This window comes from Colwellia sp. MB02u-14 (assembly GCF_014076915.1).
In the GTDB taxonomy this organism is placed as follows: domain Bacteria; phylum Pseudomonadota; class Gammaproteobacteria; order Enterobacterales; family Alteromonadaceae; genus Colwellia_A.
The window spans coordinates 1-26,306 of record NZ_JACGUX010000068.1 but is presented as its reverse complement, the minus strand read 5'-3'; the positions used below and the strand labels follow the sequence as shown (position 1 = coordinate 26,306).

29 protein-coding genes are annotated in these 26,306 nt (G+C 36.8%); 19 read left to right on the top strand and 10 right to left on the bottom strand.

The genetic code is table 11. From position 1 onward, the window contains the following. The 6 genes from tsaB to fadD all read left to right on the top strand — a co-directional run bounded on the left by tsaB (position 1) and on the right by fadD (position 5,335). Positions 1 to 702: a tRNA (adenosine(37)-N6)-threonylcarbamoyltransferase complex dimerization subunit type 1 TsaB gene (tsaB, locus tag H4J52_RS08840; RefSeq protein WP_182178462.1), complete on the top strand. Its 702-nt coding sequence runs from the start codon at positions 1 to 3 to the stop codon at positions 700 to 702. A 66-nt stretch (positions 703 to 768) separates the two neighbouring features. Continuing rightward, positions 769 to 1,248, top strand: a complete 480-nt coding sequence (locus H4J52_RS08835) for a hypothetical protein (RefSeq protein WP_182178464.1) — start codon at positions 769 to 771, stop codon at positions 1,246 to 1,248. Between the two features lie 64 nt (positions 1,249 to 1,312). Next, a complete protein-coding gene (locus H4J52_RS08830; RefSeq protein ID WP_182178466.1) occupies positions 1,313 to 1,975 on the top strand; it encodes a M50 family metallopeptidase in 663 nt (220 codons plus the stop codon). 5 nt (positions 1,976 to 1,980) lie between these two features. Beyond that, on the top strand, positions 1,981 to 2,559 hold the full coding sequence (locus H4J52_RS08825; RefSeq protein ID WP_182224531.1) for a Slp family lipoprotein: 579 nt from the start codon (positions 1,981 to 1,983) through the stop codon (positions 2,557 to 2,559). Between the two features lie 15 nt (positions 2,560 to 2,574). Beyond that, complete coding sequence (locus tag H4J52_RS08820) at positions 2,575 to 3,441, top strand: alpha/beta fold hydrolase (RefSeq protein WP_182224530.1); 867 nt, start codon at positions 2,575 to 2,577, stop codon at positions 3,439 to 3,441. Between the two features lie 229 nt (positions 3,442 to 3,670). Beyond that, complete coding sequence (gene fadD, locus H4J52_RS08815; protein ID WP_182178472.1) at positions 3,671 to 5,335, top strand: long-chain-fatty-acid--CoA ligase FadD; 1,665 nt, start codon at positions 3,671 to 3,673, stop codon at positions 5,333 to 5,335. Positions 5,336 to 5,409: 74 nt separating this feature from the next. Here the strand turns inward: fadD and H4J52_RS08810 are convergent, their stop codons facing one another. After that, the gene (locus H4J52_RS08810) at positions 5,410 to 6,150 is read right to left on the bottom strand and encodes a YciK family oxidoreductase (protein ID WP_182178474.1); all 741 of its coding nucleotides are present in this window, start codon (positions 6,148 to 6,150) and stop codon (positions 5,410 to 5,412) included. A gap of 270 nt (positions 6,151 to 6,420) precedes the next feature. On the opposite strand from H4J52_RS08810, the gene H4J52_RS08805 reads away from it, so the two are divergent. After that, on the top strand, positions 6,421 to 8,841 hold the full coding sequence (locus H4J52_RS08805; RefSeq protein ID WP_182178476.1) for a VolA/Pla-1 family phospholipase: 2,421 nt from the start codon (positions 6,421 to 6,423) through the stop codon (positions 8,839 to 8,841). A 187-nt stretch (positions 8,842 to 9,028) separates the two neighbouring features. Further along, entirely contained in the window at positions 9,029 to 10,090 is a 1,062-nt protein-coding gene (sohB, locus tag H4J52_RS08800; protein ID WP_182178478.1) for a protease SohB, read from the top strand. A gap of 167 nt (positions 10,091 to 10,257) precedes the next feature. Here the strand turns inward: sohB and H4J52_RS08795 are convergent, their stop codons facing one another. After that, the gene (locus H4J52_RS08795; RefSeq protein ID WP_182224529.1) at positions 10,258 to 10,527 is read right to left on the bottom strand and encodes a hypothetical protein; all 270 of its coding nucleotides are present in this window, start codon (positions 10,525 to 10,527) and stop codon (positions 10,258 to 10,260) included. Positions 10,528 to 10,823: 296 nt separating this feature from the next. On the opposite strand from H4J52_RS08795, the gene H4J52_RS08790 reads away from it, so the two are divergent. The 4 genes from H4J52_RS08790 to rlmM are packed head-to-tail and all read left to right on the top strand — an operon-like array spanning position 10,824 to position 13,963. Then, the gene (locus H4J52_RS08790) at positions 10,824 to 11,738 is read left to right on the top strand and encodes a transcriptional regulator GcvA (RefSeq protein ID WP_182224528.1); all 915 of its coding nucleotides are present in this window, start codon (positions 10,824 to 10,826) and stop codon (positions 11,736 to 11,738) included. Then, positions 11,731 to 12,402, top strand: a complete 672-nt coding sequence (locus H4J52_RS08785; protein WP_259367842.1) for an alpha/beta family hydrolase — start codon at positions 11,731 to 11,733, stop codon at positions 12,400 to 12,402. Before H4J52_RS08790 ends, H4J52_RS08785 begins: the two co-directional genes overlap by 8 nt. After that, positions 12,399 to 12,857 carry a DUF423 domain-containing protein gene (locus tag H4J52_RS08780; RefSeq protein ID WP_182178484.1) on the top strand — a complete coding sequence of 153 codons (459 nt, stop codon included), beginning with the start codon at positions 12,399 to 12,401 and terminating at the stop codon, positions 12,855 to 12,857. The genes H4J52_RS08785 and H4J52_RS08780 overlap by 4 nt, the downstream gene beginning before the upstream one ends. 11 nt (positions 12,858 to 12,868) lie before the next feature. Continuing rightward, positions 12,869 to 13,963, top strand: a complete 1,095-nt coding sequence (gene rlmM, locus H4J52_RS08775; protein ID WP_182178486.1) for a 23S rRNA (cytidine(2498)-2'-O)-methyltransferase RlmM — start codon at positions 12,869 to 12,871, stop codon at positions 13,961 to 13,963. 160 nt (positions 13,964 to 14,123) lie between these two features. Here rlmM and H4J52_RS08770 read toward each other — a convergent pair whose 3' ends face one another. From H4J52_RS08770 to queF, 6 genes are all read right to left on the bottom strand, one after another. Further along, positions 14,124 to 15,131, bottom strand: coding sequence for an isocitrate dehydrogenase (locus H4J52_RS08770; protein WP_182178488.1), 1,008 nt, complete (start codon positions 15,129 to 15,131; stop codon positions 14,124 to 14,126). A gap of 204 nt (positions 15,132 to 15,335) precedes the next feature. Continuing rightward, complete coding sequence (locus tag H4J52_RS08765; RefSeq protein WP_182178490.1) at positions 15,336 to 15,713, bottom strand: DUF3192 domain-containing protein; 378 nt, start codon at positions 15,711 to 15,713, stop codon at positions 15,336 to 15,338. 115 nt (positions 15,714 to 15,828) lie between these two features. Further along, positions 15,829 to 16,629 carry a flap endonuclease Xni gene (gene xni, locus H4J52_RS08760; RefSeq protein WP_182178492.1) on the bottom strand — a complete coding sequence of 267 codons (801 nt, stop codon included), beginning with the start codon at positions 16,627 to 16,629 and terminating at the stop codon, positions 15,829 to 15,831. Between the two features lie 10 nt (positions 16,630 to 16,639). Then, entirely contained in the window at positions 16,640 to 17,980 is a 1,341-nt protein-coding gene (ppnN, locus tag H4J52_RS08755; protein WP_182178494.1) for a nucleotide 5'-monophosphate nucleosidase PpnN, read from the bottom strand. A gap of 104 nt (positions 17,981 to 18,084) precedes the next feature. Then, positions 18,085 to 19,683, bottom strand: coding sequence for a GGDEF domain-containing protein (locus tag H4J52_RS08750; RefSeq protein ID WP_182178501.1), 1,599 nt, complete (start codon positions 19,681 to 19,683; stop codon positions 18,085 to 18,087). 190 nt (positions 19,684 to 19,873) lie between these two features. Further along, positions 19,874 to 20,737, bottom strand: coding sequence for an NADPH-dependent 7-cyano-7-deazaguanine reductase QueF (queF, locus tag H4J52_RS08745; protein WP_182178504.1), 864 nt, complete (start codon positions 20,735 to 20,737; stop codon positions 19,874 to 19,876). A 60-nt stretch (positions 20,738 to 20,797) separates the two neighbouring features. Here queF and syd point away from each other — a divergent pair, with 60 nt between their 5' ends. Next, complete coding sequence (syd, locus tag H4J52_RS08740) at positions 20,798 to 21,358, top strand: SecY-interacting protein (RefSeq protein WP_182178506.1); 561 nt, start codon at positions 20,798 to 20,800, stop codon at positions 21,356 to 21,358. A gap of 9 nt (positions 21,359 to 21,367) precedes the next feature. Here syd and H4J52_RS08735 read toward each other — a convergent pair whose 3' ends face one another. After that, positions 21,368 to 21,685 carry a hypothetical protein gene (locus tag H4J52_RS08735; protein ID WP_182178508.1) on the bottom strand — a complete coding sequence of 106 codons (318 nt, stop codon included), beginning with the start codon at positions 21,683 to 21,685 and terminating at the stop codon, positions 21,368 to 21,370. A 184-nt stretch (positions 21,686 to 21,869) separates the two neighbouring features. On the opposite strand from H4J52_RS08735, the gene H4J52_RS08730 reads away from it, so the two are divergent. The 6 genes from H4J52_RS08730 to ybaK all read left to right on the top strand — a co-directional run bounded on the left by H4J52_RS08730 (position 21,870) and on the right by ybaK (position 25,578). Then, complete coding sequence (locus H4J52_RS08730) at positions 21,870 to 22,253, top strand: DUF3192 domain-containing protein (RefSeq protein ID WP_182178510.1); 384 nt, start codon at positions 21,870 to 21,872, stop codon at positions 22,251 to 22,253. Positions 22,254 to 22,644: 391 nt separating this feature from the next. Continuing rightward, entirely contained in the window at positions 22,645 to 23,289 is a 645-nt protein-coding gene (locus H4J52_RS08725) for a GNAT family N-acetyltransferase (RefSeq protein WP_182178512.1), read from the top strand. Between the two features lie 252 nt (positions 23,290 to 23,541). Beyond that, a complete protein-coding gene (locus H4J52_RS08720; RefSeq protein ID WP_182178514.1) occupies positions 23,542 to 24,135 on the top strand; it encodes an HD family hydrolase in 594 nt (197 codons plus the stop codon). A 204-nt stretch (positions 24,136 to 24,339) separates the two neighbouring features. Continuing rightward, positions 24,340 to 24,618 carry a PH domain-containing protein gene (locus tag H4J52_RS20445; protein ID WP_404851840.1) on the top strand — a complete coding sequence of 93 codons (279 nt, stop codon included), beginning with the start codon at positions 24,340 to 24,342 and terminating at the stop codon, positions 24,616 to 24,618. A 90-nt stretch (positions 24,619 to 24,708) separates the two neighbouring features. Then, entirely contained in the window at positions 24,709 to 25,014 is a 306-nt protein-coding gene (locus H4J52_RS08710; RefSeq protein WP_182178516.1) for a DUF2007 domain-containing protein, read from the top strand. A 96-nt stretch (positions 25,015 to 25,110) separates the two neighbouring features. After that, positions 25,111 to 25,578 carry a Cys-tRNA(Pro) deacylase gene (gene ybaK, locus H4J52_RS08705; RefSeq protein ID WP_182178519.1) on the top strand — a complete coding sequence of 156 codons (468 nt, stop codon included), beginning with the start codon at positions 25,111 to 25,113 and terminating at the stop codon, positions 25,576 to 25,578. A 401-nt stretch (positions 25,579 to 25,979) separates the two neighbouring features. Here ybaK and H4J52_RS08700 read toward each other — a convergent pair whose 3' ends face one another. Then, positions 25,980 to 26,231, bottom strand: a complete 252-nt coding sequence (locus H4J52_RS08700) for a hypothetical protein (protein ID WP_182224527.1) — start codon at positions 26,229 to 26,231, stop codon at positions 25,980 to 25,982. Positions 26,232 to 26,306: the final 75 nt, after the last annotated feature.

Sequence of the window (26,306 nt, the reverse complement as noted above, 5' to 3'; positions counted from 1 at the left end):
TTGAATTTTTTGGCAATAGACGCTTCAACTGAAGCATGTTCAGTCGCATTAACCTTTAATAACCAAACGATCAGTGAGTTTGAGTTAGCCCCACAATCACACAGCTTACTCTTACTGCCGATGATTGACCGCTTACTTAAAAAAGCAGATATAAAATTAGCGCAATTAGATGGGCTTATTTTTGGACAAGGACCCGGAAGTTTTACAGGGGTACGAATTGGCGTTGGCGTTGCACAAGGTTTAGCTTTTGCGGCAGACCTAAAAGTTGTTGGCGTGTCAACGTTACAAGCGATGGCGCAAAAGGCTTATAGATTGCATCAACAAGTTGAGGTCATCGCGACTATTGATGCCCGTATGTCAGAAGTTTATGCAGGTTATTATCAGTTAAATGCACAAGGTATTATGGAAGCTGCCCTTGATGATACGGTGTTACCTCCTGCCAAATTAGCGGAGTATTTGAGTGGCTTTTTAACTGAAAATCAACAGGTTTATGGTGTCGGTACAGGATGGGACGCTTATAAAACAGAACTTGAAACCTTAAAAATTAATGCTGGAACGCCAGAAATAATTTTTCCTCATGCGGAAGAATTGTTAGATATTGGTCTGTACTACTTTTCAAAAGGAATGGCGGTAAGTGCTGAAAATGCGCAGCCTGTTTATGTACGTGATACCGTTTCATGGAAAAAACTGCCAGGCAGATAATTGATTTTATTTTAAGAAAAACACAAAAAGTTTTGTGATTTCACAAAACTTTGGTAAATTTAAAGTATGCAAATAAATAGTGCAAGTTCGTACACGCCCCAATCAAGCGGATCTTTGTCGGTTGATAACCCAAATCAGGTTGCTGAGCAACGTGACCGTTTTCGTGTACAAGAAACGCAGCAAAGCACGCAGCAAGTAGAAAAAAGTAATAAGCAAAGTGCGCAACAAACGCAAGAGCAAAGCAAACAAGCAGCCCAAGTTGAGCGTTTTGATATTGATGAGCAAGCACTTGCTCTGGTTGAACAAGCCCAATTCGAAAATCAACAAGCACAGCTCAACCAAAGTTCATCTCGAACATCTTTACAAAGTAATAATGCTTTTTCAGGCCAAAGTAACCCGCAAAGTGCTGATAAGAATGGTAGCCAAGCGAGCTATGACTCCCCATCAAAACAAAACCAAACGGCAATTGCGGCATACTCTTCAATAGACAACATTGCTCAACGTGAGAGTATTAAGCAGGTATTTGGTGTTGATTTACTCGCGTAACAACCGCGCTGAATCACTTTTTGTCATTTTATAATTTATCCTTAAATATAATGAAAAATACAATATGAATACTCAATCGTTACCTTTCTCGACAAAATATCGCTTTTGGCTGATATTGTGTGCAGCCTTGATTTTGAGTCAAATTCCGATTATTTCGATTCCTTTTAAGTGGCTTGAAAGCTATTTTCATGAAATCAGTCATGGCTTGGCGGCTTTATTTACTGGCGGTTCTATTGTACAAATTCAATTGTTTTCGAACGGAGCAGGGCTGTGTACGACTCGTGGTGGTATGAGTTTTTTGATTAGCTTTATGGGGTATGCTGGCGCGGCATTATGGGGGATGGGCATTTATTATATTGCCACTATGCACCAACGAATAGCCCAAATATTGAGTGGTATTATTGCTTTATTATTACTAACGACTCTTGTTTTTTGGGCGAGAGATTTATTAACGTTGCTTATTATCACCGCTTTATTAGCGTTAGTTGTGTTGAAGTTTAAATACAGTAAATTAAGTTACTTGCAGATAAGTTTACAAATAACAGGAGCACTTATTTTACTCAATAGTGTAAAAAGCCCTTGGTACTTGATTGATGGACGAAATATTGGTGACGGTGCCGCATTATCACAACTCACTGGCATACCTGAATTTTTATGGGTTATTGTATGGTTTAGCATTGGTGTTGGTGGTATTGTTTGGTTAGCAAGAACGTCTAAAAAAAGGTAAATATGATGAAAAAACGTAACCTACTATTAATGTTACCTTTGTGGGTAAGTGCCTTATTTATGAGTGGCTGTACATCAGTTCCAGAAGCTTTACAGGTATCTGAAGAGACAGTACTGACAAATTTTTCTGTGGTTCGTGATAATACAAATAGTGAACAGGGCAAGCTCGCTCGCTGGGGCGGTGTCATTGCTAAAGTGACTAATAATGTGAACAACAGTATGCTGGAAGTTGTTTACTTTCCACTGAAATCATCGGGTAGACCTAAGCAAAGTGATGAAACACAGGGACGTTTTCGTGTTTACTTTAATGGGTTACTTGATCCTATAATTTATAAAGAAGGTCGAAGTATAACGGCTTTAGGCAGTGTTGCAGTCTCAGAGGAAGGAAAAATTGGCGAACACGAATATAAGTATCCTGTGCTGAAATCGTCGTATATACATTTATGGAAAGACATTCAGAAAGTTGATGTAAGTATGACGCATAATCCTTTTTGGTACTCCCCTTCGTTCTGGCATTATCAGCGCCCATCGTACTATCCCAGAAGCGTAATTGTGCGTAAAGCTTCAGCGCCTGTTAAAAAATAAATAGTTAGCTTTTTTATGATAAATAAAATTGAAGAAATTAGTTTTAATTTAGGTGAACTGACCCTGACTGGTTTGGCTTTTGGCGATAAAAATGATGAGTTGTTGCTGTGCCTGCACGGCTGGTTAGATAACGCAGCTAGCTTTTTACCATTAATGCCTTACTTAAAAGGTAAGCGTGTTATCGCATTAGATTGGCCGGGACATGGCTTGTCGTCTCACAGAAGTGCGGATGCTCATTATCACTTTATAGATTATGTTTATGATTTGTTACTGCTGTGGGAGACAAATCAATGGCAAAAAATTGATATTGTTGCTCATTCAATGGGCGGTATGATCTCTTCTGCATTTTCAGCGGCTTTTCCGGAAAAAGTTAAATCATTAACCTTACTTGATTCTATTGGCTTTATAAGTAGTGACGCACAAGAAAGCACTGAGCATTTGCGTAAAGGGATGCTCAGTCGCTTAAAGAGTAATGCAGACATAACATCCTCATCTAAAAAGAAGAAAATTCATCCAAGTCTTGAATCTGCGGTTAATGCTAGGGTTCAAGTGTCTGATTTAAGTTTTGAACAGGCAAAATTACTTGTTGAACGAGGGATCATTAAAGAAAAGAACGGTTTTTTTTGGCGCTCTGATAGTCGTTTAAGAACCAGTTCTGCGTATCGTCTTACTTTAGGACAAGCGAAACAATTTATTCAAGATATTTCCATACCTGTACAATTAATTTATGGTGATAAAGGTTTGTCTTTTGTACAAAGTGGTTTAAAAGAATTTGCGCCTTTGTTTTGTCACTTTTCCAGTCATAAATTAATAGGAGGACATCATTTCCATATGGAAACCCCTGAGGCCACCAGTAGACAAATTTTAGAGTTTATTAGCTGATTTTTTCTAATATTGGCTATTTATTAAAGAGAAAGCTGTAAACCCTAACAAAAATTATAGACATCAGACCAGTAATCACGTAAAAAGAAAATTCAAACATCCGTTTTAATAATTCAAATAATTAATATAAAATAAAATGACGAGTTCGATTAAACAATAAAACTAAAAATATTAATCGAATAAAACCAATAATCGTCTAAAGTTAAGCTATTAATAGAGGAGTCGTAAAGTGCAAAAAACGCAAAAAATTTGGCTTGAAAAAAGTTATCCACCTGGTGTCCCATTTGAGATTGATGCAGATAAATACTCCTCATTATCTGATATGTTCAATAAATACGTTGATCTTTATGCTGAACGTACTGCCTTTATTAATATGGGTGCAGAGATAAATTACCGAGATTTAGAAATTCAATCAAAAGCTTTTGCTGCTTATCTGCAACATGACTTAGGACTAGTTAAGGGCGATAAGTTCGCTATTATGGTGCCAAACTGTTTGCAATACCCAATCGCATTATTTGGTGCTTTGCTTGCTGGTTTAACGGTTGTTAACGTAAACCCGTTATACACTGCTCGTGAACTTGAGCATCAATTGAAAGATTCTGGTACTAAAGCGATGCTGATCATTGAGAACTTCGCGAGTACCTTAGAAAAAGTCATTGATAATACCTCTGTTGAACATGTCATTCTTACGTCATTAGGCGATAGACTAGGTATGGTAAAAGGCGCAGTGGTTAATTGTGTTGTTAAATACGTTAAAAAAATGGTCCCCGCTTTTAAGCTAGCTAATCCTATTCGATTTAACAAAGTTATTTCACAAGGCCTGCTAAAAACGTATAAGCCTGTTGTTCTTTGCGGTGAAGATCTCGCATTCTTGCAATATACGGGTGGTACAACCGGTGTTTCAAAAGGGGCTATGCTGACCCATCGAAATATGATTGCCAATTTATTACAAGCGAAAGCTGCAATAAAACCATTAATGGAAGATGGTAAAGAACTCGTTGTAACCGCTTTACCGCTTTATCATATCTTTGCATTAACGGCCAACTGTCTAACTTTTTTGACGTTAGGTGGTACCAACTTGTTGATCACTAATCCTCGAGATATGCCAGGTTTTGTAAAAGAACTTGCTAAGTATCGCTTCACGGCAATAACAGGAGTTAATACTTTATTTAATGGTTTATTGAACACATCAGGGTTTAATGAACTTGATTTTAGTGCGTTAAAAATGTCACTAGGCGGCGGCATGGCAGTGCAACGCTCTGTAGGTGAAGAATGGGAGCGTGTTACGGGTACGCGTTTATTAGAAGGGTATGGTTTAACAGAATGTGCGCCTTTAGTGACATTATGTCCTTATAACCAAAAAAGTTACAGTGGTAACATTGGTCTGCCTGCTTCATCAACAGATATACGTATCATCAAAGATGACGGAAGTGACGCAGAAATAGGTGAACCAGGTGAAATGTGGGTTAAAGGCCCGCAAGTTATGAAAGGCTATTATCAACGTGAACAAGAAACAGCTGAAATCCTCAAAGAAGGTTGGTTAGCGACAGGTGATGTAGCGGTTATGGATGATCAAGGTTTCTTTAAAATCGTTGACCGTAAAAAGGATATGATTATTGTTTCAGGCTTTAACGTTTATCCTAATGAAATTGAAGAAGTGGTGATGATGCATGAAGGTGTATTAGAAGTTGCTGCTATCGGTATTGAACATGAAGCAACGGGTGAAGCAGTAAAAATATTTGTTGTTCTTAAAGACAAAACGCTTACAGATAAAGATCTTATTAAACATTGCAGAGAAAACTTAACCAGTTATAAAGTTCCTAAGCATGTTGAGTTTCGAGATGAATTGCCAAAAACAAATGTCGGTAAAATTTTAAGACGAGAACTAAGATAACGCGTGAATACACTGATAAAAATGTATGCATAAAAAAGGCTGCAACTGTTTAACACTTGCAGCCTTTTTTAATTTTACTTTTGTGCGTTAACACGTTGTCCGTTAACCGACAAACTATCAGTCGTCATTAAATAAACATAAGCGGGCATAATATCTTTTGGTTTTGCTGAGTCATGCTCACTTTCTCCTGGGTAAGCAATACCACGCATTGGTGTGCGCGTTGCACCAGGATTAATGACATTAACCCGTAAGGTGCTCGTTTCGTATTCATCAGCAATGACTTGCATGAGTCCTTCAGTGGCAAACTTAGACACACTATAAGCGCCCCAATAAGCTTTACCTTTGTTACCGACACCAGAAGTGGTAAACACTAATGAGGCATTGTCACTGAGTAATAATGCAGGAATTAACGCTTGTGCCATCAAATGTTGAGCCGTTACATTGACTTGCATAACGTCTTGCCAAATTTGTTCGTGCACCTGAGTGTAAGGGGTAAGTTCACCAAGTATTGAAGCATTAAGTAATGCCCCATCAAGTTGTCCAAACTGATCCACAATTGTTGAGGTCATATCAATATAGTTTTGTTTCGACGCACCTTTTAAATCGAGTGGAATAATGGCCGGTTCAGCTGAACCTTGAGCAATTATCTCGTCGTAAACTGATTCTAATTTAGCTGTGGTTTTCCCTAATAAAATAACAGTAGCGCCTAATTCTGCATACGTTAATGCGGCTTGACGGCCAATACCATCTCCTGCACCGGTGACTAATATTATTTTATTGGCTAAAGATTTTGCCGTTATTGGGTAATTAAACATAGTTTGAATACAAATTATTTGAAGGATAATATGGGCGGTAATTCTACTACCTCGACCTATTGACTGACGAGTAATATTTGAATTTTTTAGCTAAAATAGCGCTATAAGCTATAATAAAACAAAAAACCGCTAGCACTTAGGCAATTCTTGCGTTAAGTTTAACTGGTCGAACAAGTTAATTTTGTGATCGAAATATCATAAAATTAAAAATAAATAAAAAATAAAGCATAAAAAGCTAAATAATATAAAGCTCGTCTGTGGGGAGATAAAATGAAAAAGCTCGTACTTAGTGTTGCTATTGCCAGTATTCTAGGATTAACGGCATGTGATGATGAATCAATTAAAGATGTTCAAAAAGAAGTGGTTGATAACGGCAGTGCCGTAACAGCAACCGCGCGTGTCAAATTTGACCCAAGTGCTGGCGCTGCCGGACTTTCTATTCCAAATGACTTGATTTTTCAAGGCACCGTTGACGGTACGTTAGAAATTCCTGTTGTAGATCCAACTGATGGTTCAGACCCTTTAGTCGCCATTAGTGCACTAGACGGTTGGTCCATTTCTCAGCCTTTTCCTTTAGCGATTGAATTCCCTGCGGGTACCTCTTTAGATGCCGCTAGTGCTTCAGAACCTGCGTCGGTAAGAGTTTTTGAAACAATTATGGGGGGTGATGCGAATGACAGTGACTGTACTGCTGTAACACGTGGCCTTGCCTGTAAGGTTGTTGGTGAGCTTGTGTTCATGCAAGATTTTGTTACGCAAAAGTCTGGCGATAATGTTTTGTTTATCCCAATTCAGCCACTTAAGGCAGAAACGACCTATGTTATGGTAATGACGAACAACCTTCGTGATAACAATGGTAAAGCTATTGCGGGTTCAACTACCTATGAATTAGCACGTCAAGATATTAATACTTTACCACTAGGTAATGCATCGCAATTAGGTTTGCAAGCTGCAATTAATAGTTATGAAGCTGCTGTAGTCGCAGCAGGGGTTGGTAGTGATACTATTGTTTATACCGCTGCAATGACAACACAATCAACGACGCGAGTATTAAGTACGGTTAAGTCTTTGATGGCTGCGGGCGTACCTCAAATGGTTGCTAATGCTCAACAAGGAATTCCTGCAATTGGCGTAGTCGATACTGATATTTCAGTTGCAAACGTATTAGCGGGTTCAATTCCAGAAAGTTTGATCCCATTATATTCAGCAGCAAACTACATGCGTGGTTCAATTACACTTCCTTATTACTCAGGTGTACCTTCTGCCGAAAACCCATTAGCTCCTGTTAATGACTGGTGGCGTGCACGTTGTGATTCTGGCGCTACACTTGCAGGCTTAGCAGCAGCAAACCCTGCGGCGATACCTGCTGATGCGTTAGATGCTAATGATGGTTTTTGTATGAATTTTGGTTTACGTGATTTAAGCTCAAGCGCAAATCCAGTATTAGCCACTCTTGATACCGAACGTAATTTAACTAAGTTTAACCCTATCCCTGCAACAAGTGCGATGTTGCCCATTGATGTGCAAATGACTACCCCTGATTTAGTTTGGGCTAACCCAGTACGTGCAAGCATGGGCTTACCGGCATTAGAAGTACCTGAAAATGGTTGGCCAGTAGCGATTTTAGTGCATGGCATTACTTCAACCAAAGAACAAATGTTACCGATCACCGGTATATTATCGGCATTTGGTATCGCAACTATTGCGATTGATCAGCCATTACATGGTAGCCGTGGTTTTGATTTTAATGGTGACGGTATTGACGAGATTAATACCTCTACAGTGTCAACATTACACTATATTAACTTACGTAGTATGCTGAGTATGCGTGATAATACGCGTCAAAGTACCGCTGATTTATTAGGTTTGCGTTTAGGCATGAATTTCTTAGGTGGTGTTGATAGTGATGGTAATCCAATTAAAATTGATAGTTCTAAAGTACACCTTCTAGGACATTCATTAGGAGGTATATATGGTATGAATGCTGTTGGTTTAGCAAATACTGAACTAAATCCACAGATTGACGGATTATTTAAAATTGCTAGTACCTCTTTAGCGATGCCAGGTTTAATGTTAGCCAACTTCGGTATAGATTCACCAATATTTGAAGGCTTAACTAAGTCTAATTTAACTTTACGATTATCGCCTGATTTTGCTGCAGCAGTTGCAGCAACATTACCTGCTGATTATACTCAAGCTGAACTAAGTGGTTTCTATTTTGCTTTCTATGATGGTTTATCTATTGAGCAAAAAGCAACATTAAATGCTGGATTCGCGCAGTTTACGTTTGCCGCGCAAACGGTTACTGATTCTGGTGATCCTATTGCTTATGTACAAGCATTAGCAGCAACGCAAACACCTACACACTTCATTGAAGTTGTTGGTGACGGCGCAGATAACCTTCCAGACCAAACAGTGACTAACAGAGCACCGTTTACCCCTATGGGAGGCACTGAACCTGCTATTGCTTTATTAGGCTTGGAAGCTGTTAGTGAAACTACTGCTGGCTCAGGTGTGGTAAGATTTATTCATGGTCATCATACTTCAATACTTGACCCTCGTGCTACTGCCGCTTCACCTGACGCCGGGTTAAGTGCTAGAGCAACACAAGAGATGCAATCACAAGTAGCCGTATTCTTTGCGACGATGGGACAACAGATTAAAGTAACAGATACAGCTGTTGTAAAATAAAGCTAAGTTTAGCTTAACTGTTAAAAACCCTCTTCGGAGGGTTTTTTATTACCTTTTTTATAGCTTTTTAGTTTCTTAACTTTATTTATGCCGAACACGCCCCATATACCCTATAGATAAATTAATAAGTTAACCTCAAATATCATAAGTTATTGAACAGAACTGAAGTTATTATTAGGAGAAAGTATTGGAATTTTTATACGAATATGGATTATTTTTAGCTAAGGTAGTGACCTTTGTTATTGCTGTTGTAGTCATTGTTGCACTCATTGCATCGTCAGCGATGAAGCAGGGTGGGAAAAAAGGTGAATTAGAGCTTACCGACTTATCCGAAGAGTTTAGTGATGTAGAAGAAGATATTATTCACTATTTATTATCAAAAGATGAGCTTAAAGAAAAAGAGAAGAAAGATAAGAAAGCAGCAAAAGAAAAAGCTAAGGCTGATAAAAAGTTAGCTAAAACTCAAGGTGATAATGAGAATTTTAGCCCTAAAGCTGAACCTCGAATTTTTGTGCTTGATTTTGATGGCAGCATTGACGCACGAGAAGTCAGTGGGTTACGCGAAGAAATATCAGCAATACTCACCGTTGCAACCCCTGAAGATGAAGTGTTTCTTCGTTTAGAAAGTGGCGGAGGTATGGTGCATGGCTATGGCTTAGCGGCTTCACAACTCGATAGACTTCGCCAGCACCAGATACCATTAACCGCTTCGGTTGATAAAGTTGCGGCAAGTGGTGGCTATATGATGGCCTGTGTTGCTAACAAAATAATTTCTGCACCATTTGCTATCCTTGGTTCAATAGGTGTTATTGCGCAGGTGCCTAATTTTCATAAGTTACTCAAGAAAAACGATATTGATTACGAGCAGTTTACTGCAGGTGAATTTAAACGCACTGTTACCATGTTTGGTGAAAACACCGATAAAGGTCGTGAAAAGTTCTCTGAAGAATTAGAAGAGACTCATGTATTATTCAAAGACTTTGTTCGTGAACACCGCCCAAGTTTAGATATTGATAAGGTAGCAACAGGTGAGCATTGGTTTGGTAGCACGGCGAAAGCGCTTGGTTTGGTTGATGAGATACAAACAAGTGATGATTTTTTACAGTCGCGCAGTAAATCACATCAAATAATTGCTTTGAAATACGTGATTAAAAAAACCTTAGCTGAAAAGTTTTCAAAAGCGGCTTCAATGTCTGTTGATACGATTTTTAGTAAACTTTGGCAAAATAATCGTATATTCCCAAGTTAATTCGCATGTAGTGATTAAGATCTAAAAAAGGATGCTTATGGCATCCTTTTTTTTCGTTTTACACTATTATAAATCGATGTATTTAAAACACATTACTTTACGAGAAGTTCTAGAGAAACTACAGATAAAGCTTAAGAGGTAAGGTAAAAATCAAACCATACTAAACGCTATTCAGCAACCGATAGTGACTTTGTAAAGCTTTGCTTATCTGCTTGCTCTAAGTCGTTAATCTGTTCTATCTGAGCGTTAATAATAGCTTTAGCTAACGTTATTTTGCTAGTTTCAAATTTCATTGAATCAGCGAGGCTTTTTTGAGCCGCTTCAATGATTGAAAAACTTGCTACGGTTTCTACTTCTACTAATTCGATAGCCTGAACTTGTGCTACCATCATGGTTGTTACTAATGTTAATGCTGCGATTTTATTAAAAACTTTCATAGGGTCACCTTTAAATTAAACGTTATATCCATATAGATGTTTTGGGACCTTTTCTTACTTAATTCTTGAATATGGGTTGGGAATCACATTCAATAGTTAGCCCAATATTTTTGGGATAAAGATGAAGTCCTTCATCTATGAAGCGAATTCTACGTTAACACTGGCAACTTTTAAAATGACAATTTATAATGTTTCTCATTAGAAAAACTAATGAAAGATAGTTATTTATTATTGTTGGTTATTTATGCATTCTTTTTGAGTGTAATTATAAAGTAAATTATAAAAAAAGGTGAAACTTGTCTAATAGACTCCCTCCACTAAACGCTCTTAGGGCATTTGAAGCATCAGCAAGACAATTGAGTTTTACCCGTGCGGCTGAAGAATTATTCGTCACTCAAGCCGCTATTAGCCATCAAATAAAATCGCTAGAAGAATTTTTAGGCATAAAGTTATTTATGCGTAAAAATCGTGCTTTGTTGTTATCTGAAGAAGGTCAAGCATATTATCTCGATATTAAAGATGTTTTTAATGCCATAAATGATGCGACCGAACGTTTGTTAGCACGTGGTGAAAAAGGGGCAATAACGGTTAGTACCCAACCTAGCTTTGCTATTCAATGGCTTGTACCAAGGTTGAACGCTTTTTATGCTTTACACCCAGACATTGATGTTCGTATTAAAGCGGTTGATCAACCGGAGAACTCGCTTACTGAAGATGTTGATGTCGCTATCTATTATGGACGTGGCCATTGGGTAGATATACACGCAGAGCAATTACAAAAAGAATATCTTGTTCCTGTGTGTTCACCCCTACTTTTACAAGGTAAAAAACCACTCAGTAAAGTTGAAGATCTCGTTAACCATACTTTATTGCATGATACTTCTCGTCGAGATTGGAAGCGATGGTTTAAACAAGTCGGTGTTAAAGCCACTAACGTTAATCATGGGCCTATTTTTAGCCATTCCGCTATGGTTGTACAAGCGGCATTACATGGACAAGGTGTTGCGTTAGCCCATAGTTTCCTTGCCAAACCAGATATTGCTGCTGGAAGGCTTATCTGTCCCTTTGATGAGGTACTAGAAAGTAAAAGTGCTTATTATGTTGTCTGTCGAGGGCGGCAAGTAGATATTGGCAAAATCGCCGCTTTTCGCGAATGGGTCCTTGATACCGTCGCTCAAGACTTAGAAGAATTAAATGACCAATATGACTAATACAGTAGAGCATCCTATTTCAACGATTAATAATACGGTATCAACCGCCAAAGCTTTTGTTATTTTTGCTCATGGTGCGGGCGCTGATAAAAGTCATGAATTTATGGAGCAAGTCAGTCGTGCTTTAAACAAGAAAAATATAAATGTATTACGATTTAATTTTGCTTATATGGATGCTCGTTTGGCGGAAGGTAACCGTAGGCCTCCCGATAGAATGCCAAAGTTATTACACTGTTTTGAAAAGGTTATTAACGAATTAGAGACTCATTTGCCTATTTTTCTTGCGGGTAAATCAATGGGAGGCAGAGTTGCCGCTACATTGGCAAGCGATAAAGCGTTAAAGGCTTTGGGAGTGATGTGTTTAGGTTATCCGTTTCATCCTCAGAAACAGCCTGAAAAATTAAGGTTAGCGCCTTTGCAAGAAACACAAAAATCTATTTTAATTTTGCAGGGATCACGTGATGCTTTAGGTAATAAAGAAGAAATATTGGGGTATGAATATTCAGCGCATTGCCGTTGTGTATTTTTTGAAGATGGCGATCATAATTTAAAGCCACGGATAAAATCAGGCTTTACTCATATTCAGCATATAGAAAAAGCGGTTAACGAAATGGTGAACTTTATTGATGAGTCTCTTGAAGCCAATCAGGTATTGCTCGCATGAAAAATAGCAATAATAACTTTTATGCGAATTACTTAACGGTCATCATGATATTTGTTGGTATCAGTGGCTGTTTTTCTGTATTATTCGGCGCTTGGTTTGCCCATGCTGGGGTGAACATGCCAAATGAAGTACAATCACGCCTTGCTCACGCATTGCAATATCAATTTTTTCATACTTTAGCACTGTTTTCTGTGGCAATTTTTTTGCAACTGCTAACACGTAAGCATTATGCTGCTAAAGTTATTAATCTTTTATATTTATCGGCGAGTTTTTTTATTGTTGGGATTTTACTTTTTAGTGGTGTTTTGTATATAAAAACATTTTTTGATTTTACCACGATCGGAAAAGTTGTTCCTTTTGGTGGTATATCATTTGCGCTGGGTTGGTTGTGTATCAGCTGGGCGGGAATTAATAGAACTGTGCACAACTCAAGCACAGATCAAGATCGTTTGTAGGTAACATAGTTATGACCTCTATTATATTATATTGTCGCCCAGGCTTTGAAAAAGAGTGTGGTGCAGAAATTCAAGAAAAAGCCTCGTGGAATGAAATATTTGGCTATTTACAGCTGACTAAAAACGAAGGTTTAGTATATTTTCATTTAAATAACCCCGAAGACGGTGAGGTTTTAATGAAAAACATCCCATTGCGACGCTTGATCTTTGCTCGCGATTGGTTTGTTACGGTAACTGATAAAATTGATCTACCCGATTATAATCGTGTTGAAGCTATTACTGAAGTATTAGGTAATGAATGGCAATATGCCGATTTACGTATGGAAATGCTTGATACAAACGAAGGTAAAGAACTTTCAAAATTTTGTCGTAAATTGTCTGTGCCATTACGCCAAGCATTACGTAAGCATAAAATTCTTACAGAAAAAGGGAATCACGATGGCGCGATTTTACATGGCTTGTTTTTAAGTGGTAAAGAAGCCATCTTTGGTTTTTCACTTGCAGATAATAGCTCTGTTTATACGATGGGTATTCCAAGATTGAAGTTTCCTAGCGCTTCGCCAAGTCGTTCAACACTAAAATTAGATGAAGCTTTTTTACACTTTGTTCCGCGTGACGAATGGGATGAGCGTTTGACATCAGGGCTTAATGCAGTTGATTTAGGCGCTGCTCCTGGCGGCTGGACCTATCAATTAGTGCGCCGTGGCATGATGGTTACTGCTATTGATAATGGCGCTATGGCCGAGTCATTAATGGATACAGGGCAAGTTAAACACCGTATGATGGATGGCTTTAAATACATACCGATGAAAAGAAATGTTCATTGGTTAGTTTGTGACATGATTGAAAAACCACAGCGTGTTGCTAAGCTAATGGCTGAGTGGCTATTAAATGGTTATTGTAAAGAAGCTATATTTAATTTAAAGCTGCCGATGAAAGGCCGTTATCAGGAAGTCACTAATGACTTACAAATAATTAAAGATGCTTTTAGTGAACATCAAGTAAAGTATGAACTTTATGCTAAGCACCTTTATTATGACCGTGAAGAAATAACAGTACATGCAAGATTATTATCTCCTCCTCCACTAAAAGCAGAGAAAGATTAATGACAGAAACTAAGTGATCATTTTATCTGTGTTTTAAACAGATCTCTTAACAAATATAGCGAGGCTCATTTTGCTTAACAATAAAAAACCGACATGATGTCGGTTTTTTATTGTTTTTTAGAAAGCGATTGAGCGCTAACTATTAATCGGTATTGAAGCCTTATAGGCGTTCTAGTACCGCTTCAGTAAAGTCAGTTGTACCATGTGTACCACCTAAATCACGAGTAGTCCTATCACCACTGGCAATAACATCCGTAATAGCATTACGAATATTACGTGCTTTATCACCCATATCTAAATATTCTAACATTTGAATAGCGGCTAGGATCACTGATGTAGGGTTCGCTAAATTTTTGCCAGCAATATCTGGAGCACTGCCGTGAACGGCTTCGAAAATAGCACAGTCAACGCCAATATTAGCGCCAGGTGCCATACCTAAACCACCAACTAAACCTGCACATAAGTCAGATAGAATATCGCCAAATAAATTGGTAGTAACGATTACGTCGAACTGTTCAGGGTTCATGACTAATTGCATACAACAATTATCAACGATCATTTCTGTTGATTCGATTTGAGGGTAGCGTGTGGCAACTTCTCTGGCTACTTTTAAAAACAAGCCTGAGGTTGATTTTAAAATATTTGCTTTATGAACAGCGGTTACTTTTTTACGGCCTTCTTTTATTGCTGTTTCGTAGGCAAATGTAAGAATACGTTCTGCACCTTCTCGCGTGACTAAGCTTTTCGCTTCAGCAACTTCACCATCTTCAGAGATAATTTGCCCTAAGCCTGAATACATACCTTCAGTATTTTCACGTACGGTAATTATATTGATATCTTCGTAGCGGGCTTTGGTACCTTTAAACGAAATAACAGGGCGAACATTGGCGTAAAGTTGAAAGTGTTTACGTAAAGTTACATTAATAGAGGTAAAACCTTCGCCAACAGGTGTTGTAAGGGGACCTTTAAGTGCAATTCTATTTTTTTGGATGAGCGCTAATGTACTTTCAGGAATTAAGTCACCATGGTTTTGGAGAGCGGTAAGACCAGCATCTGCATATTCATACTCAAAACCACATCCGGCTTTGTCTAGAATTTTAATCGTAGCATCGATAATATCGGGACCGATGCCATCGCCAGGAATTACTGTTATGGTTTGTGTAGCCATTTTTTTGCCTTTCAAAAGAGTTTATCAAGTTAGGAAACGGGTGCTGTTATAGCACGCTGTACGTGTGTAATCTATGATAAAACCTTTCATGCCATATACATGGTAAGTTTTATCTTAGTGAATGTTATAGCAGCTAGTATAGATGATCGTTTAATAAAACGTTATTAGACTTTTGTTTTATTAAACCGGCTTTAAATTCGCCAATTATAGCTGCTGAAATTGTTCATAAGCAGTGTTGCCAATGGCAATAAGTGAGCCATTTTTAAATAACAGTGCTGTGCATTCATCTTGGGTGGTAAACCCGTCAGATTTTACGTGTTGAGTACGATAGAAGGTCACTTGAAAACTATCTTCAGCAATTTTTTTCGCTTCGGTAATATCTGGGCTGCCTAGTTCTTCTATTGCTTGTTCAAAATTAAACTTTTCTAATGTTAATTTACCAATGTACTGTTTGTTATATGATTCACGATCACCCCATTCCATATCAGAAGGACTGTCATCATAAAAGTTTACCACTAGCGCAACAAAAACACCGTAAATGGCTAATGCTATTAAGATACGAGAGACAACTTTCTTATTCATTTATTACAAATTCCATTAAATTATTTCTCAATAGCCATCGATGAAGCTTAAAAATAGCTCATTATTGTAGTCAATTTATATAAAGTTTAACACTGACTTTTATGCTGACATAACCCTAAGATGAAAGTCGAATATCTTTTAAGTTAAAACCCAGAGGTATGTCTTTTTTTAGGGTAAAAAGGTCTCGGCTCAATGCTATTTGTTCTTTGTGTTCAACGAGCTTATTAGCCAATGTTGCTTTGAGATCTGTTGCTTCAAGTATGCACTTCAATGAGCCATACTTGTTCAATAGCTGTGCTGCTGTTACTTGTCCTATACCGGCAACCCCCGGTATTTTATTGGTATTGTCACCGGTTAATGTCCATAAATCCATTAATTGCTGTGGCTTAACGTTGAATTTACTTAGCACAAAGTTAGTATCAAGATGACGACGATTAAAGTGGTCGTAAACACCAATATGCGGGCTAAGTAACGAGAGGAAACCTTTATCGGTCGAAACAATCGTCACGTTTTGATCTTTTAATGCCATCTTTATCGCTAAAGTCGCAATAATATCGTCAGCTTCATCTTCTTCAGGAATTAATGAGTCGACTTGTTGTTTCATTAATTCATCTTGAATATTAGACAGGCTTGTTGCTAAATGCTCAGCCATCTTTTTTCTGCCTTTTTTATAATCAGGGAATAACTCATAACGCCAACAAGGTTTTTCACTGTCAAATACGGCTAAGGCATGGCTCGGTTGAAGGTGGTCGAGTATTTTACTTAAAGCTTGTCCGCAAGCTTTTTGAGTATTAAACAGGACTTGTTTTTTAGTATTTTCAGCAAGCTCGTTATTAAAAAGAAAAGGACGCTCCTGAACAGCGTATATTCTTCTGATTAAATTCAACGCATCAATTAATACAAGATGTGCGGACATTCATTTACCCTTAAATTACTTTATAACACGGTACATATTTACTACCTGGTAATTTCATTCGTTGTTGTTCAACAAATGAGGTAAGTAAATTATCCATCAGTTTCATTATTATTTTATCACCTGATATTTCAAACGGACCATTATCTCTGATCGCCTTAATACCGTGTGACTTTACATTACCCGCTACTATAGCAGAAAAAATACGCCGTAAGTTTGCCGCTAACGTAGCTTTGTCTAAATCGTAGTTAATAGAGAGGTTAGCAATGTTTTTATGTGTGGGTTCAAAGGGCTGTTGAAAATCAGGTTCGATGACAAGTGACCAGTTAAAATGATAAGCATCACCGGTCTTTTTGCGGTAGGTTATGACTTCATTTAACTTATGGCGCATAGCTTTCGCAACAGCAATAGAATCGTCAACAATAATTTCATAAAGACTTTGCGCCTTTTCACCTAAAGTTGTCGCAATAAAGCGATCTATTTCTATAAAATATTCAGCACTCTCTTTGGGGCCCGTTAAAATAATAGGTAATTTTTGAGCCTGGTTTTTGCTATTTAACATAATACCTAAAATATAAAGCAATTCTTCAGCTGTTCCTGCACCACCTGGGAAAATAACAATACCATGTGACATTCTAACAAAAGCCTCTAAACGTTTTTCAATATCAGGCATGATGACGAGTTCATTCACAATTGGGTTTGGAGGCTCTGCAGCGATAATACTGGGTTCTGTTAGGCCAATATAACGTCCATTTTTGTTTCGTTGTTTCGCATGGGCAATGGTGGCTCCTTTCATCGGTCCTTTCATTGCACCAGGGCCACAACCAGTACAAATATTGAACCCCCTGAGCCCTAATTGATAACCAACCTCTTTTGTATATTTATATTCATTATCACTAATTGAATGCCCACCCCAACAAGTGACGAGATTAGGATCACTTTCAGGAATAATGACATTCGCATTGCGAAGAATATCAAACGTTAGATCGGTAATTTTTTGGGTGTGCTGAGCATCGACTTCATATCTCTTATGTGTAAAAAGGATATCACGTAAAACGGCAGACAAAAGCTCTTGAATACCCTTTATAATTTTGCCATCAACAAAGGCATCATTGGGTGGATTGGTTAAAGCAAGTTTAACACCACGTTCACGGCGTAAGACTTGAATTTGAAAATCTTGAAATTTTTGATATATCTCTTCTGCATCGTCAGTATGGCTTCCGGCATTTAATACTGCGAGTGAACAGTTTCGATAGACCTGGTATGTTTTACTGTTTGCTGATTGTTGAAGTTGCTCTATTTCTGACTGAGACAACAGGTTCATGTTGCCAACAGGATTTATTTGCGTATGCATAATTACGTTCCTTTACAAAAATTTAAAGCTTATAGCTTGAAATGAGCTAAGATCATTAGCTGTTCAGGATAAGATTGGAGAAAAAGTAAAACTTTAGACGTTGGCTATATATAAACTACGGTGTTTTTTCCTTTCTCTTTTGCTTGATAAAGTGCACCATCGGCACGCTCAAAAGCCATGTGCACATTGTCATCTTCTCGAATATGGCTAACGCCCATAGACATAGTGATTGAGACTTTAGTATTCTTAAATTTAAAGGGTAATTTCGCTACCTGTAATCGCAATATGTTTAGCCTATCTATTAATTTTTCTTGATTGAACCCTGAAAAGATTAGCACAAATTCTTCTCCGCCGTAGCGGGCAATAAAGGCTTCATTACCAATATTTTTCTTAAGCGTACTTGAAATGACTTGTAGTGTTTTATCACCAGCTGTGTGGCCATAGGTGTCATTAATGCGCTTAAAATTATCCAAATCCATGACAACAATAGCTAATTCGAATTTTTTATTATGATAACGTACAATTTCTTTAGCGAAGTATTCATCAAAGGCCGCGCGGTTATTTAGCTGGGTTAACGCGTCTTGTAAACTTCTTGCTTGCTGTTCTTGAATACGTTTTTCAAAACGTTGGCTTTGCTTTTCTAATAATTCAACTTTTTCGGTCATTGATGATAATTGGCAATGTAAAGATTCTTGTTGTTCACGTTCAAAGGTTGTTTTTTTCTCTAATGTGCCAGCAATAACGCGTAACTTTGCATTAATATCAACTTTGATGTCGGCTAGTGACGTTGCTTTGTCTAGACCATTGGCCATGTCTACTATTTGCTTTTGCAGCTGCTCATTTAATATACTATGTTGTGATTGAGTTGCTTTGCAACTGGTTACTGCCGTTTTTACTGCCGACTGAACCGTTGTTAACGTCTCACTTAATGTTGAAAGAAATATTTTTGCAGTATTTCTTTCATCGTTTAAATCTTCAATGATCACATCAAATACGGTTAATAAATTATGTAATAACTTATTGTTAGATATATCTTTATTAAGCTGAGATTTAATAACAGCTATATCTTTTGCATGGTTGTCTGAAACAGCTAACCCGGTAATGATTTTTTCAAAGCGTTCTATATATTTAAGCTCTGCAGTATCACTAGCGCCAACTGTTTTTACCATTGAATTAGGCTGTTTTAATACTTCAGCAGCAGGGGCTGTTCCCATATTTTTTGCTGATAAAGCCATATCGTAAAACTCTAACAGCTGACTTAGTAGCGGCACATATTGGACAACTGCATCTTTTGGATACTTTGACTCTGTAATTAAGCTGCGTAACTTACGTCTTAAGTCGGCGGGTAAGCCATTAATCTTTTGTAAAGCTAAACCCGCAATATGGAATCTTTCGTGTAATAGATTGAGATTAGTCGCATTCACTTGAGATTGCTGTTGCAGAATAAGCAATGTCAATGCTATATGTGCTTGAATTTCAGGAAGAGCGGCCGATTTTTTAAGTAAAAGTCGTAACTTTGCCAACTTATTATCTAACGTAATATCTATGCCTTCGCAAACAAGAGAAAGCTTTTCTATGAACTTTATTAACAGTGAGGATTGTGACTTAAGGTCTGTCTCAATATCGGCACGTGACGTAATGGCAAGTTCGAGTTTTTTCTTTAGTAAAATCATTTCTTTGCTGGCGGCTGAGTTATTGCTCATAAAAAACGGTCTTCCGTAAAGTGCTTTATTGGCTGAGTGAACTTAATACAGTATATTTTAGTATAGCGACTAAATAGGATTAATTAAAAAAAGAACGCTAAATTCTAAACAATATCAATTAATACTAAACCTTAGATAGTAAAAAGTCAGCATCCAGAATGACTTATAATTGATTTAACTCAAAAAATTGCTATTGCCTGAGTGTTCTTCCTGCTGGCGCGTGTAATTTAGCAGTAGAACGAAATGGATTTATATCTAAACCACCTCTTCTGGTATAACGGGCAAAAACAGTAAGCTCGGTAAGTTGGCAATACTTGGTTAAATCGCAATATATTCTTTCGACACATTGTTCATGAAATTCATTGTGTTGCCTAAATGATATCAAGTAAGCTAAAAGTGCTTTTTGTGAAATTTTTCGACCACTATATTGAATGTAGATACTTGCCCAGTCAGGTTGATTAGTAATTAAACAGTTAGATTTTAATAAGTGACTCACTAAACTTTCACTTTCTACTATTTTTTCTTCAATATTAGCATCAACCAATAAGGTAGGATCAAGTTGATAATTTTCAACATCTAGGTCTACATCATCTATACAGAGTGTCTTTCCAGAAAATATCTGATGATTAATATTAAGTGCAGGACAATTATCGACAGGAAAAAGCTCTGCGAAGGCAATACTACCCGATGTATTTGACAGATCTTTGACTAAGCGACTTTCAACGTCTTGCCAAGATGAAAATCGACTTTGATTAAAGCTGTTCAAATAGAGTTTAAATGATTTAGATTCAACTATGTTAGGGCTGGTGCAAGGAAAACGAAATTCAGCAACTGCTACAACCGGTTTGCCTGAGCTATTTAGCCATGAGATTTCATAAGCATACCAAACATCTTCACCGATAAAAGGTAAGTTATCTGCTGAAATAGCTAAACTGTCTCTATTCAAACTTCGTGGTACCGCTTGTAAGAGTTCTGGGTTATATTCACTACAATAACTCGTAGCTTTTCCAAGTGTTAATTGGCTTAATACTTTTGCGTTTTTATAATTTGTCATAAAAGGGCTAGTTCAGTCTATGGCTATTTGTCGTTACATTTTAAAGGATCTTTTTAGCAGATGAAATCATCACCTTGCGAGTTAATGCAATCTTTATCATTATTTTCAAAAAAATATTTATCACAATACCAAGAGCGTTACCAGCATTTACCGCTTATTGAAAAAGATAAACAATGGCCTTCTCCTTGTTTATCAAATGATTATGATGAAAATCATCAGTACTGGCAGCCATTTGATATAATTGAATCAATAAATTTTGATAATGTTGAACAAGCTTTAGAAGTTAGTATCCATGCCGATTTTAAAACTTATTTCACCACGTTATATAGCGATACCTTAGATGCTAGTTGTGATGATGGTGCATTGTCTTTACTTTTTGCTTGGAGTAAAGAGGATTTTCAACGCTTACAAGAGAATGTGATAGGGCATATTTTAATGAAGCAAAAACTAAAACAACCGCTAACGTTGTTTTTTGCACTGACTGATGATGAAAATATGATCCTAAGTGTTAACAATGACAACGGAGAAATTTGGGTTGAGAAAGTAGGGTGCGAGGCGCATAAAAAAGTTGCCGACTCTCTTACGTGTTTTATTCGTATGTTAACCCCACGAATTCCTTAACCATTATTATTATTGCTGCTTTGTTAAGTTAATCACTAAGGCTTTTAATTGTGCTAACTCTGCTTCAATAGGCTGTAATGCTTTTGCTATAGCCTGTTCTATTTCTGGAGGAATAGAAGTAGAGGTGGATTTTTTTCTTAAAGCCTCTTTAGATTCAATCTCTAATTCAACAAGCTGAGGATCATGTGTCCAATTTCTTAATGTTGTAATGATCGTAGGCAATGGCATTGGTTTTGTTAATTTCGTTTTTACTAATGCTACCGTTGGTTTTTTACCTTGGTTAGCCAGTTGATTTGCGATAAGTGTTATTTCGTCAGTTGTCGTCATAAAATTACTTTTAATTGTTAAAGAGACTATGTTTTAGTGAATATCACAGGTGATTGTTAATTTACTTTTAGTGGTTTTATATTAATCGTAACTATATCAATTGCTTGGAAAACATGGTTTGGCCCTTGCTATTAGCTGAATAGTTTAATTAACAAATGTTCAAAAAATACATAAGGGAAAACTCATGAAAAAATCTATTATAGCATTACTTATTGCTGCGCCTTTAACTTTATCACTATCAGGATGCGTGATTGCTGTTGGAGGTGGTGATGAAGGGCATTCAATGTCAACATCCTTTGGTGATCGCGAATATGAAAATCGTAAGCAAATCGCTAAAATTCAATTAAATTCTCGCTATGACGATATTAAAAGTCAATTCGCCCTTGCCGATTTTAATGAAAAATATCAGATAGATGGGAAGGAAATAAAGGTTCTTTTTTATCGTACACATCGTGTTCATAAAGATGATTTAACCACTAAAGATGAGTGTACATATTTACATTTTGTTGATGGTGTTTTAGTAGAAACTGGGAATGGTGCAGATTATAGACGTAATATTTCAGACTAATATTTTCAGTACTTATTATAAAAATACGGATTTAGTGACCGATTACTTAAACGACATGAAGGTCCATATTTGGGAATATCACCCAACCAATATCAATAATGGTTAACGAGTAAATTAATGTATATGAACAATTAATCGTTATTAACAAATGGCATGTTTTATTTGGCTTTAAAATCAACTTATTGTCATGACTTAGCGTATTATCGACAATGATTTTATGTCGTTAACCTTACTTTTTATATAGTTTTTCCAACAACAATCTGTTTTTTTTAAGATGTTTGTCTTTATAAAATTGGTGATAAAGCGTTCGAGTATTGTTTGACCTTATTCGTTTTTTACTGCTATGGTGATCAAATAAAAATAAAAATAAAAAACGCAAGGATGACAAATTATGTCAGAAGCAATACGTGATAAAACAAACCTTGATATAAGAGCTGCTTATTTGTCGGGTGAAGACTTAAAACTCGCGGCATCATTACTGTATCAAGCTTATCATGACGATCCTGTTTTTTTGGAAATATTTTCCAATGAAAACAACGATTACGAACAAAGATTACGTGCAGCGATTCGCGAAGAACTAAGTGCTTTTTGGCATGCCAAACAACCGATGGTTGGCCTGTATTTGGGGGAAGCAATGGTGGGTGTTGCTTGTTTAAATAGTCCAGATGAAAGTGTAAGTTCTGAACGTTTCTGGCACTGGCGTTTAAAGATGATGCTAGGCGCAGGTTATTTTAGTACCAAGCAAATGATTGAAAAAGAAAAAACGGTACTTGCTGCTATTCCAATGAAAAATTTTCATATGCTTTCGTTTATTGCCATTCATCCATTACATCAACACCATGGCTTTGGGCATTATCTTTTGGCTGCTGTCAATACTATATTAGAAGAGCACTCTGATAGTGAAGGGGTGGCTGTTTATGCGACAACAAATAAATATCAACAATTTTTTAAAGACGTTGATTATGAATTTGTTCAAGAGCTTTCAGTTGGAAATGTTACGGGTTCATTGATGATTCATTACAGAAGTAAAAGTTAAGTTCAATTTTATAATAACGTTTTAGAGAAATACCGAATTTTAATTCGGTATTTTGCTTTTATTATTTTGTATTTTCATTAGTGATTATAACGCAATCGAAAGGTTTGACTGTTAACATCGCTAAAGTGGCTAAACACATGTCTAGGGTTATCGATCGTTTTTTACTTCACAAATTAACTGTCATTTTCAAACGTTGAGGGTGCGATAGGTTACTAAATTAATCTTTACTTTATATGATCATCTTGGAAAAAAATGGAAGCATTAAACAAACAATTAGATTTTATTATTGAACTAGATAGGCTTAAGGGTGTTTATCGTCAAGCACTTGTGAAGTCTGATAAAAATAGATTTGAGAACAGCGCTGAGCATAGCTGGCATATTTCATTAACAGCGCAAATACTTCAAGAGTATACTGAAGAAAAAGTCGATATTTCACGTGTTATGAGTATGTTACTTATTCATGATGTTGTTGAAATAGATGCGGGTGATATGTTTGCTTTTTCTGATAAAAAAGCGCTTGCTGAGCAAAAAGATAAAGAAATAAAGGCTGCAACACGATTATTTGGCTTATTACCTGAAAAACAGTTTAAAGCTTTTAATGACTTATGGTTAGAGTTTGAATGTGCTGAAACAATAGACGCTCGATTTGCTAAAGCCATAGACAGTGTATTACCTTTATTACAAAATATGAGAAATGAAGGTGGAAGTTGGGTAAATCATAAGGTTAAAAAATCACAAGTGATAAAACGTAATAACTTTCTTGAAGGACTTGCTCCTCAATTATGGTTATATGTTTGTCAGCAAATTGATATTGCCGTAGCAAAAGGTTGGTTGCAAGATGATTAATAGCAACGATACCACATTAAATATGGTTGGTGATTTTCACTTACATTGCAACGACTACTGATGTTTATTTAATGTAGTGGAACATTATTTTAATAAGGAGTAAGTATGATAGATTTTAAGAACTCATCGGTTTTTAAGTTAAAACCTATTTACATTGAGGATGCGAAAGAGGACTTTCATAAATTTATGATTGAGTGAGAGTCAATTTTTGCTGCTTTTAAAAGTATTAGAGACCAAGTCATTTTCACAAATAAACGTATTATTGCCGCTAACGTTCAAGGCATTACTGGCTCTAAAGTAGATTATACGTCTTTACCTTACAGTAAAATTCAAGCTTTTTCAGTTGAGTCATCTGGCACATTAGATCTAGATTGTGAAATAGAGGTTTATTTAAGTGAATTGGGTATGGCTAAATTTGAAATAAAAGGTTCGTTCGATCTCATAAAATTTAATCAATGTATTAGCCAATATGTACTTGCTTAGTAAATAGACACGGAAAATAGAAAAGTTGTAGGCTTTTTGCCTATTAATACGTAAGTGACCTAAATTTGCGACCTTAATAAGGACTTAACGATGAAGCTGCTATATTCTAACGAAAATCAATTTCTTGTGAATAATGTGAAAAACATTATTGAAGCCGAAAACATCAGTTCATTTATTAAGAATGAATTTGCACAAGGTGCAGTGGGTGAAATCTCAGCCTTTGATTCTTGGCCAGAAGTTTGGGTGGCAAATGACGAAGACTATGAACGTGCGTTAGCGCTATTGGCATCATCTCAACTTGATGTTAAAGGTCATGATTGGCTCTGTAAAAACTGTAAGGAGAAAAATGCTCCTTCTTTTGAAATATGTTGGAATTGTCAGCATGATCATTTATAACCATGAAGTAGAAGCACGCTAAAATTAAAAGCGTCATTGTTTACTTTCTACTTTTCCTCCTTTGAACAACACTAAGTTTGAGCGTTAGAGATTGAAATGACACCAGGTATTAACATCGTCAAAAAGCATCAAGTTATACATAAAATACATGAGTATTCTCATGATGAATTAAGTGAATCTTATGGGCTTGAGGCCGCCGAGAAATTAAGTGTTGATGCCGGTCAAGTTTTCAAAACTTTGGTTGTGACGCTCGATAGTAAAACGTTAGTTGTAGGCGTAATACCTGTTTCATCTATGCTCAGTATGAAGCTCATCGCCAAGGCGGTAGGCGCTAAAAAAGCCACCATGGCTGATAAGTCTGATGTTGAACGCTCCACTGGATATGTACTTGGAGGGGTTAGTCCGCTTGGGCAAAAGAAAGCCCTTAAGACGATTATTGATTTATCGGCTAATCAGTTCGCTACCATCTACGTTAGCGGTGGTCGTAGAGGTTTAGAAATAGAGTTAAGCCCCGAGGACCTCATAAAACTGACAAAAGGTTTACTTGCTAAAATATGTCAATGACCGCTTTTTTAGCAGGTAAACCCAGTAAAAAATGTAGGCAACTAAGCAATAATCACGCAGAGTTTTATCAACCTTGTTCAACATGTATAAATGACTTAATCAATGATCGCTAGAGTACCATTCATTCTCATAAGCTAGGCTCCACCACAACACATGTGTTAAAGCTATTTTAGCGAGTTTATTGTTAATGGATTTAGGTATAAGTATCTTTTCTTTGAAATTATATTCAAAATTTACAGCAGGTTTTTGTGGTTGAAGTATCGTGACCTCATTACATCCCACATACGAAAATCTCTTGGCATATTACACCATTGTTCGCCCAGAAGCATCTGCCTGTTTTAAATCATGGCCAAGTATAGGCGAACGTTTGGTGATCCCTATGAATGATAATAATGTTGGAGCTAGGTCGATTTGGCTGACCATTCTTTTGTCAAAGAAAGCGGGCTTACCTGAATTAGAATTACGCCTGGAGTATGAAAGTTCTTAATGGGAACAAGCTCATTACCTAATGCTCTGGCATCATGATCGGCAACAACGCTAGAGACAGTATCCTTCCAATAGGTTTTTTCCTTATTGATAAACTTTCCAAGGGCATAGTTAGCATATTGAATGGCATTTTGGCGCAATAAAGCGATTGCAGAGGTAAAAATCATAATTAATATTTCTTATAAAACACTCTGCTACACTATCGTATTAAACTTAAACTTAAACTTAAACTTAAACTTAAA

Bases quoted from the DNA above. Each gene is read 5' to 3' on its own strand.
- ybaK (WP_182178519.1), top strand. From the start codon at position 25,111: ATGACACCAGGTATTAACATCGTCAAAAAGCATCAAGTTATACATAAA.
- H4J52_RS08805 (WP_182178476.1), top strand. From the start codon at position 6,421: ATGAAAAAGCTCGTACTTAGTGTTGCTATTGCCAGTATTCTAGGATTA.
- ppnN (WP_182178494.1), bottom strand. From the start codon at position 17,980: ATGCATACGCAAATAAATCCTGTTGGCAACATGAACCTGTTGTCTCAG.
- rlmM (WP_182178486.1), top strand. From the start codon at position 12,869: ATGACCTCTATTATATTATATTGTCGCCCAGGCTTTGAAAAAGAGTGT.
- queF (WP_182178504.1), bottom strand. From the start codon at position 20,737: ATGACAAATTATAAAAACGCAAAAGTATTAAGCCAATTAACACTTGGA.
- xni (WP_182178492.1), bottom strand. From the start codon at position 16,629: ATGTCCGCACATCTTGTATTAATTGATGCGTTGAATTTAATCAGAAGA.
- H4J52_RS08700 (WP_182224527.1), bottom strand. From the start codon at position 26,231: ATGATTTTTACCTCTGCAATCGCTTTATTGCGCCAAAATGCCATTCAA.
- H4J52_RS08785 (WP_259367842.1), top strand. From the start codon at position 11,731: ATGACTAATACAGTAGAGCATCCTATTTCAACGATTAATAATACGGTA.
- H4J52_RS08780 (WP_182178484.1), top strand. From the start codon at position 12,399: ATGAAAAATAGCAATAATAACTTTTATGCGAATTACTTAACGGTCATC.
- H4J52_RS08750 (WP_182178501.1), bottom strand. From the start codon at position 19,683: ATGAGCAATAACTCAGCCGCCAGCAAAGAAATGATTTTACTAAAGAAA.
- H4J52_RS08825 (WP_182224531.1), top strand. From the start codon at position 1,981: ATGAAAAAACGTAACCTACTATTAATGTTACCTTTGTGGGTAAGTGCC.
- H4J52_RS08765 (WP_182178490.1), bottom strand. From the start codon at position 15,713: ATGAATAAGAAAGTTGTCTCTCGTATCTTAATAGCATTAGCCATTTAC.
- syd (WP_182178506.1), top strand. From the start codon at position 20,798: ATGAAATCATCACCTTGCGAGTTAATGCAATCTTTATCATTATTTTCA.
- H4J52_RS08830 (WP_182178466.1), top strand. From the start codon at position 1,313: ATGAATACTCAATCGTTACCTTTCTCGACAAAATATCGCTTTTGGCTG.
- H4J52_RS08820 (WP_182224530.1), top strand. From the start codon at position 2,575: ATGATAAATAAAATTGAAGAAATTAGTTTTAATTTAGGTGAACTGACC.
- H4J52_RS08725 (WP_182178512.1), top strand. From the start codon at position 22,645: ATGTCAGAAGCAATACGTGATAAAACAAACCTTGATATAAGAGCTGCT.
- H4J52_RS08720 (WP_182178514.1), top strand. From the start codon at position 23,542: ATGGAAGCATTAAACAAACAATTAGATTTTATTATTGAACTAGATAGG.
- H4J52_RS08835 (WP_182178464.1), top strand. From the start codon at position 769: ATGCAAATAAATAGTGCAAGTTCGTACACGCCCCAATCAAGCGGATCT.
- H4J52_RS08770 (WP_182178488.1), bottom strand. From the start codon at position 15,131: ATGGCTACACAAACCATAACAGTAATTCCTGGCGATGGCATCGGTCCC.
- H4J52_RS08730 (WP_182178510.1), top strand. From the start codon at position 21,870: ATGAAAAAATCTATTATAGCATTACTTATTGCTGCGCCTTTAACTTTA.
- H4J52_RS08795 (WP_182224529.1), bottom strand. From the start codon at position 10,527: ATGAAAGTTTTTAATAAAATCGCAGCATTAACATTAGTAACAACCATG.
- H4J52_RS08735 (WP_182178508.1), bottom strand. From the start codon at position 21,685: ATGACGACAACTGACGAAATAACACTTATCGCAAATCAACTGGCTAAC.
- H4J52_RS08710 (WP_182178516.1), top strand. From the start codon at position 24,709: ATGAAGCTGCTATATTCTAACGAAAATCAATTTCTTGTGAATAATGTG.
- H4J52_RS08810 (WP_182178474.1), bottom strand. From the start codon at position 6,150: ATGTTTAATTACCCAATAACGGCAAAATCTTTAGCCAATAAAATAATA.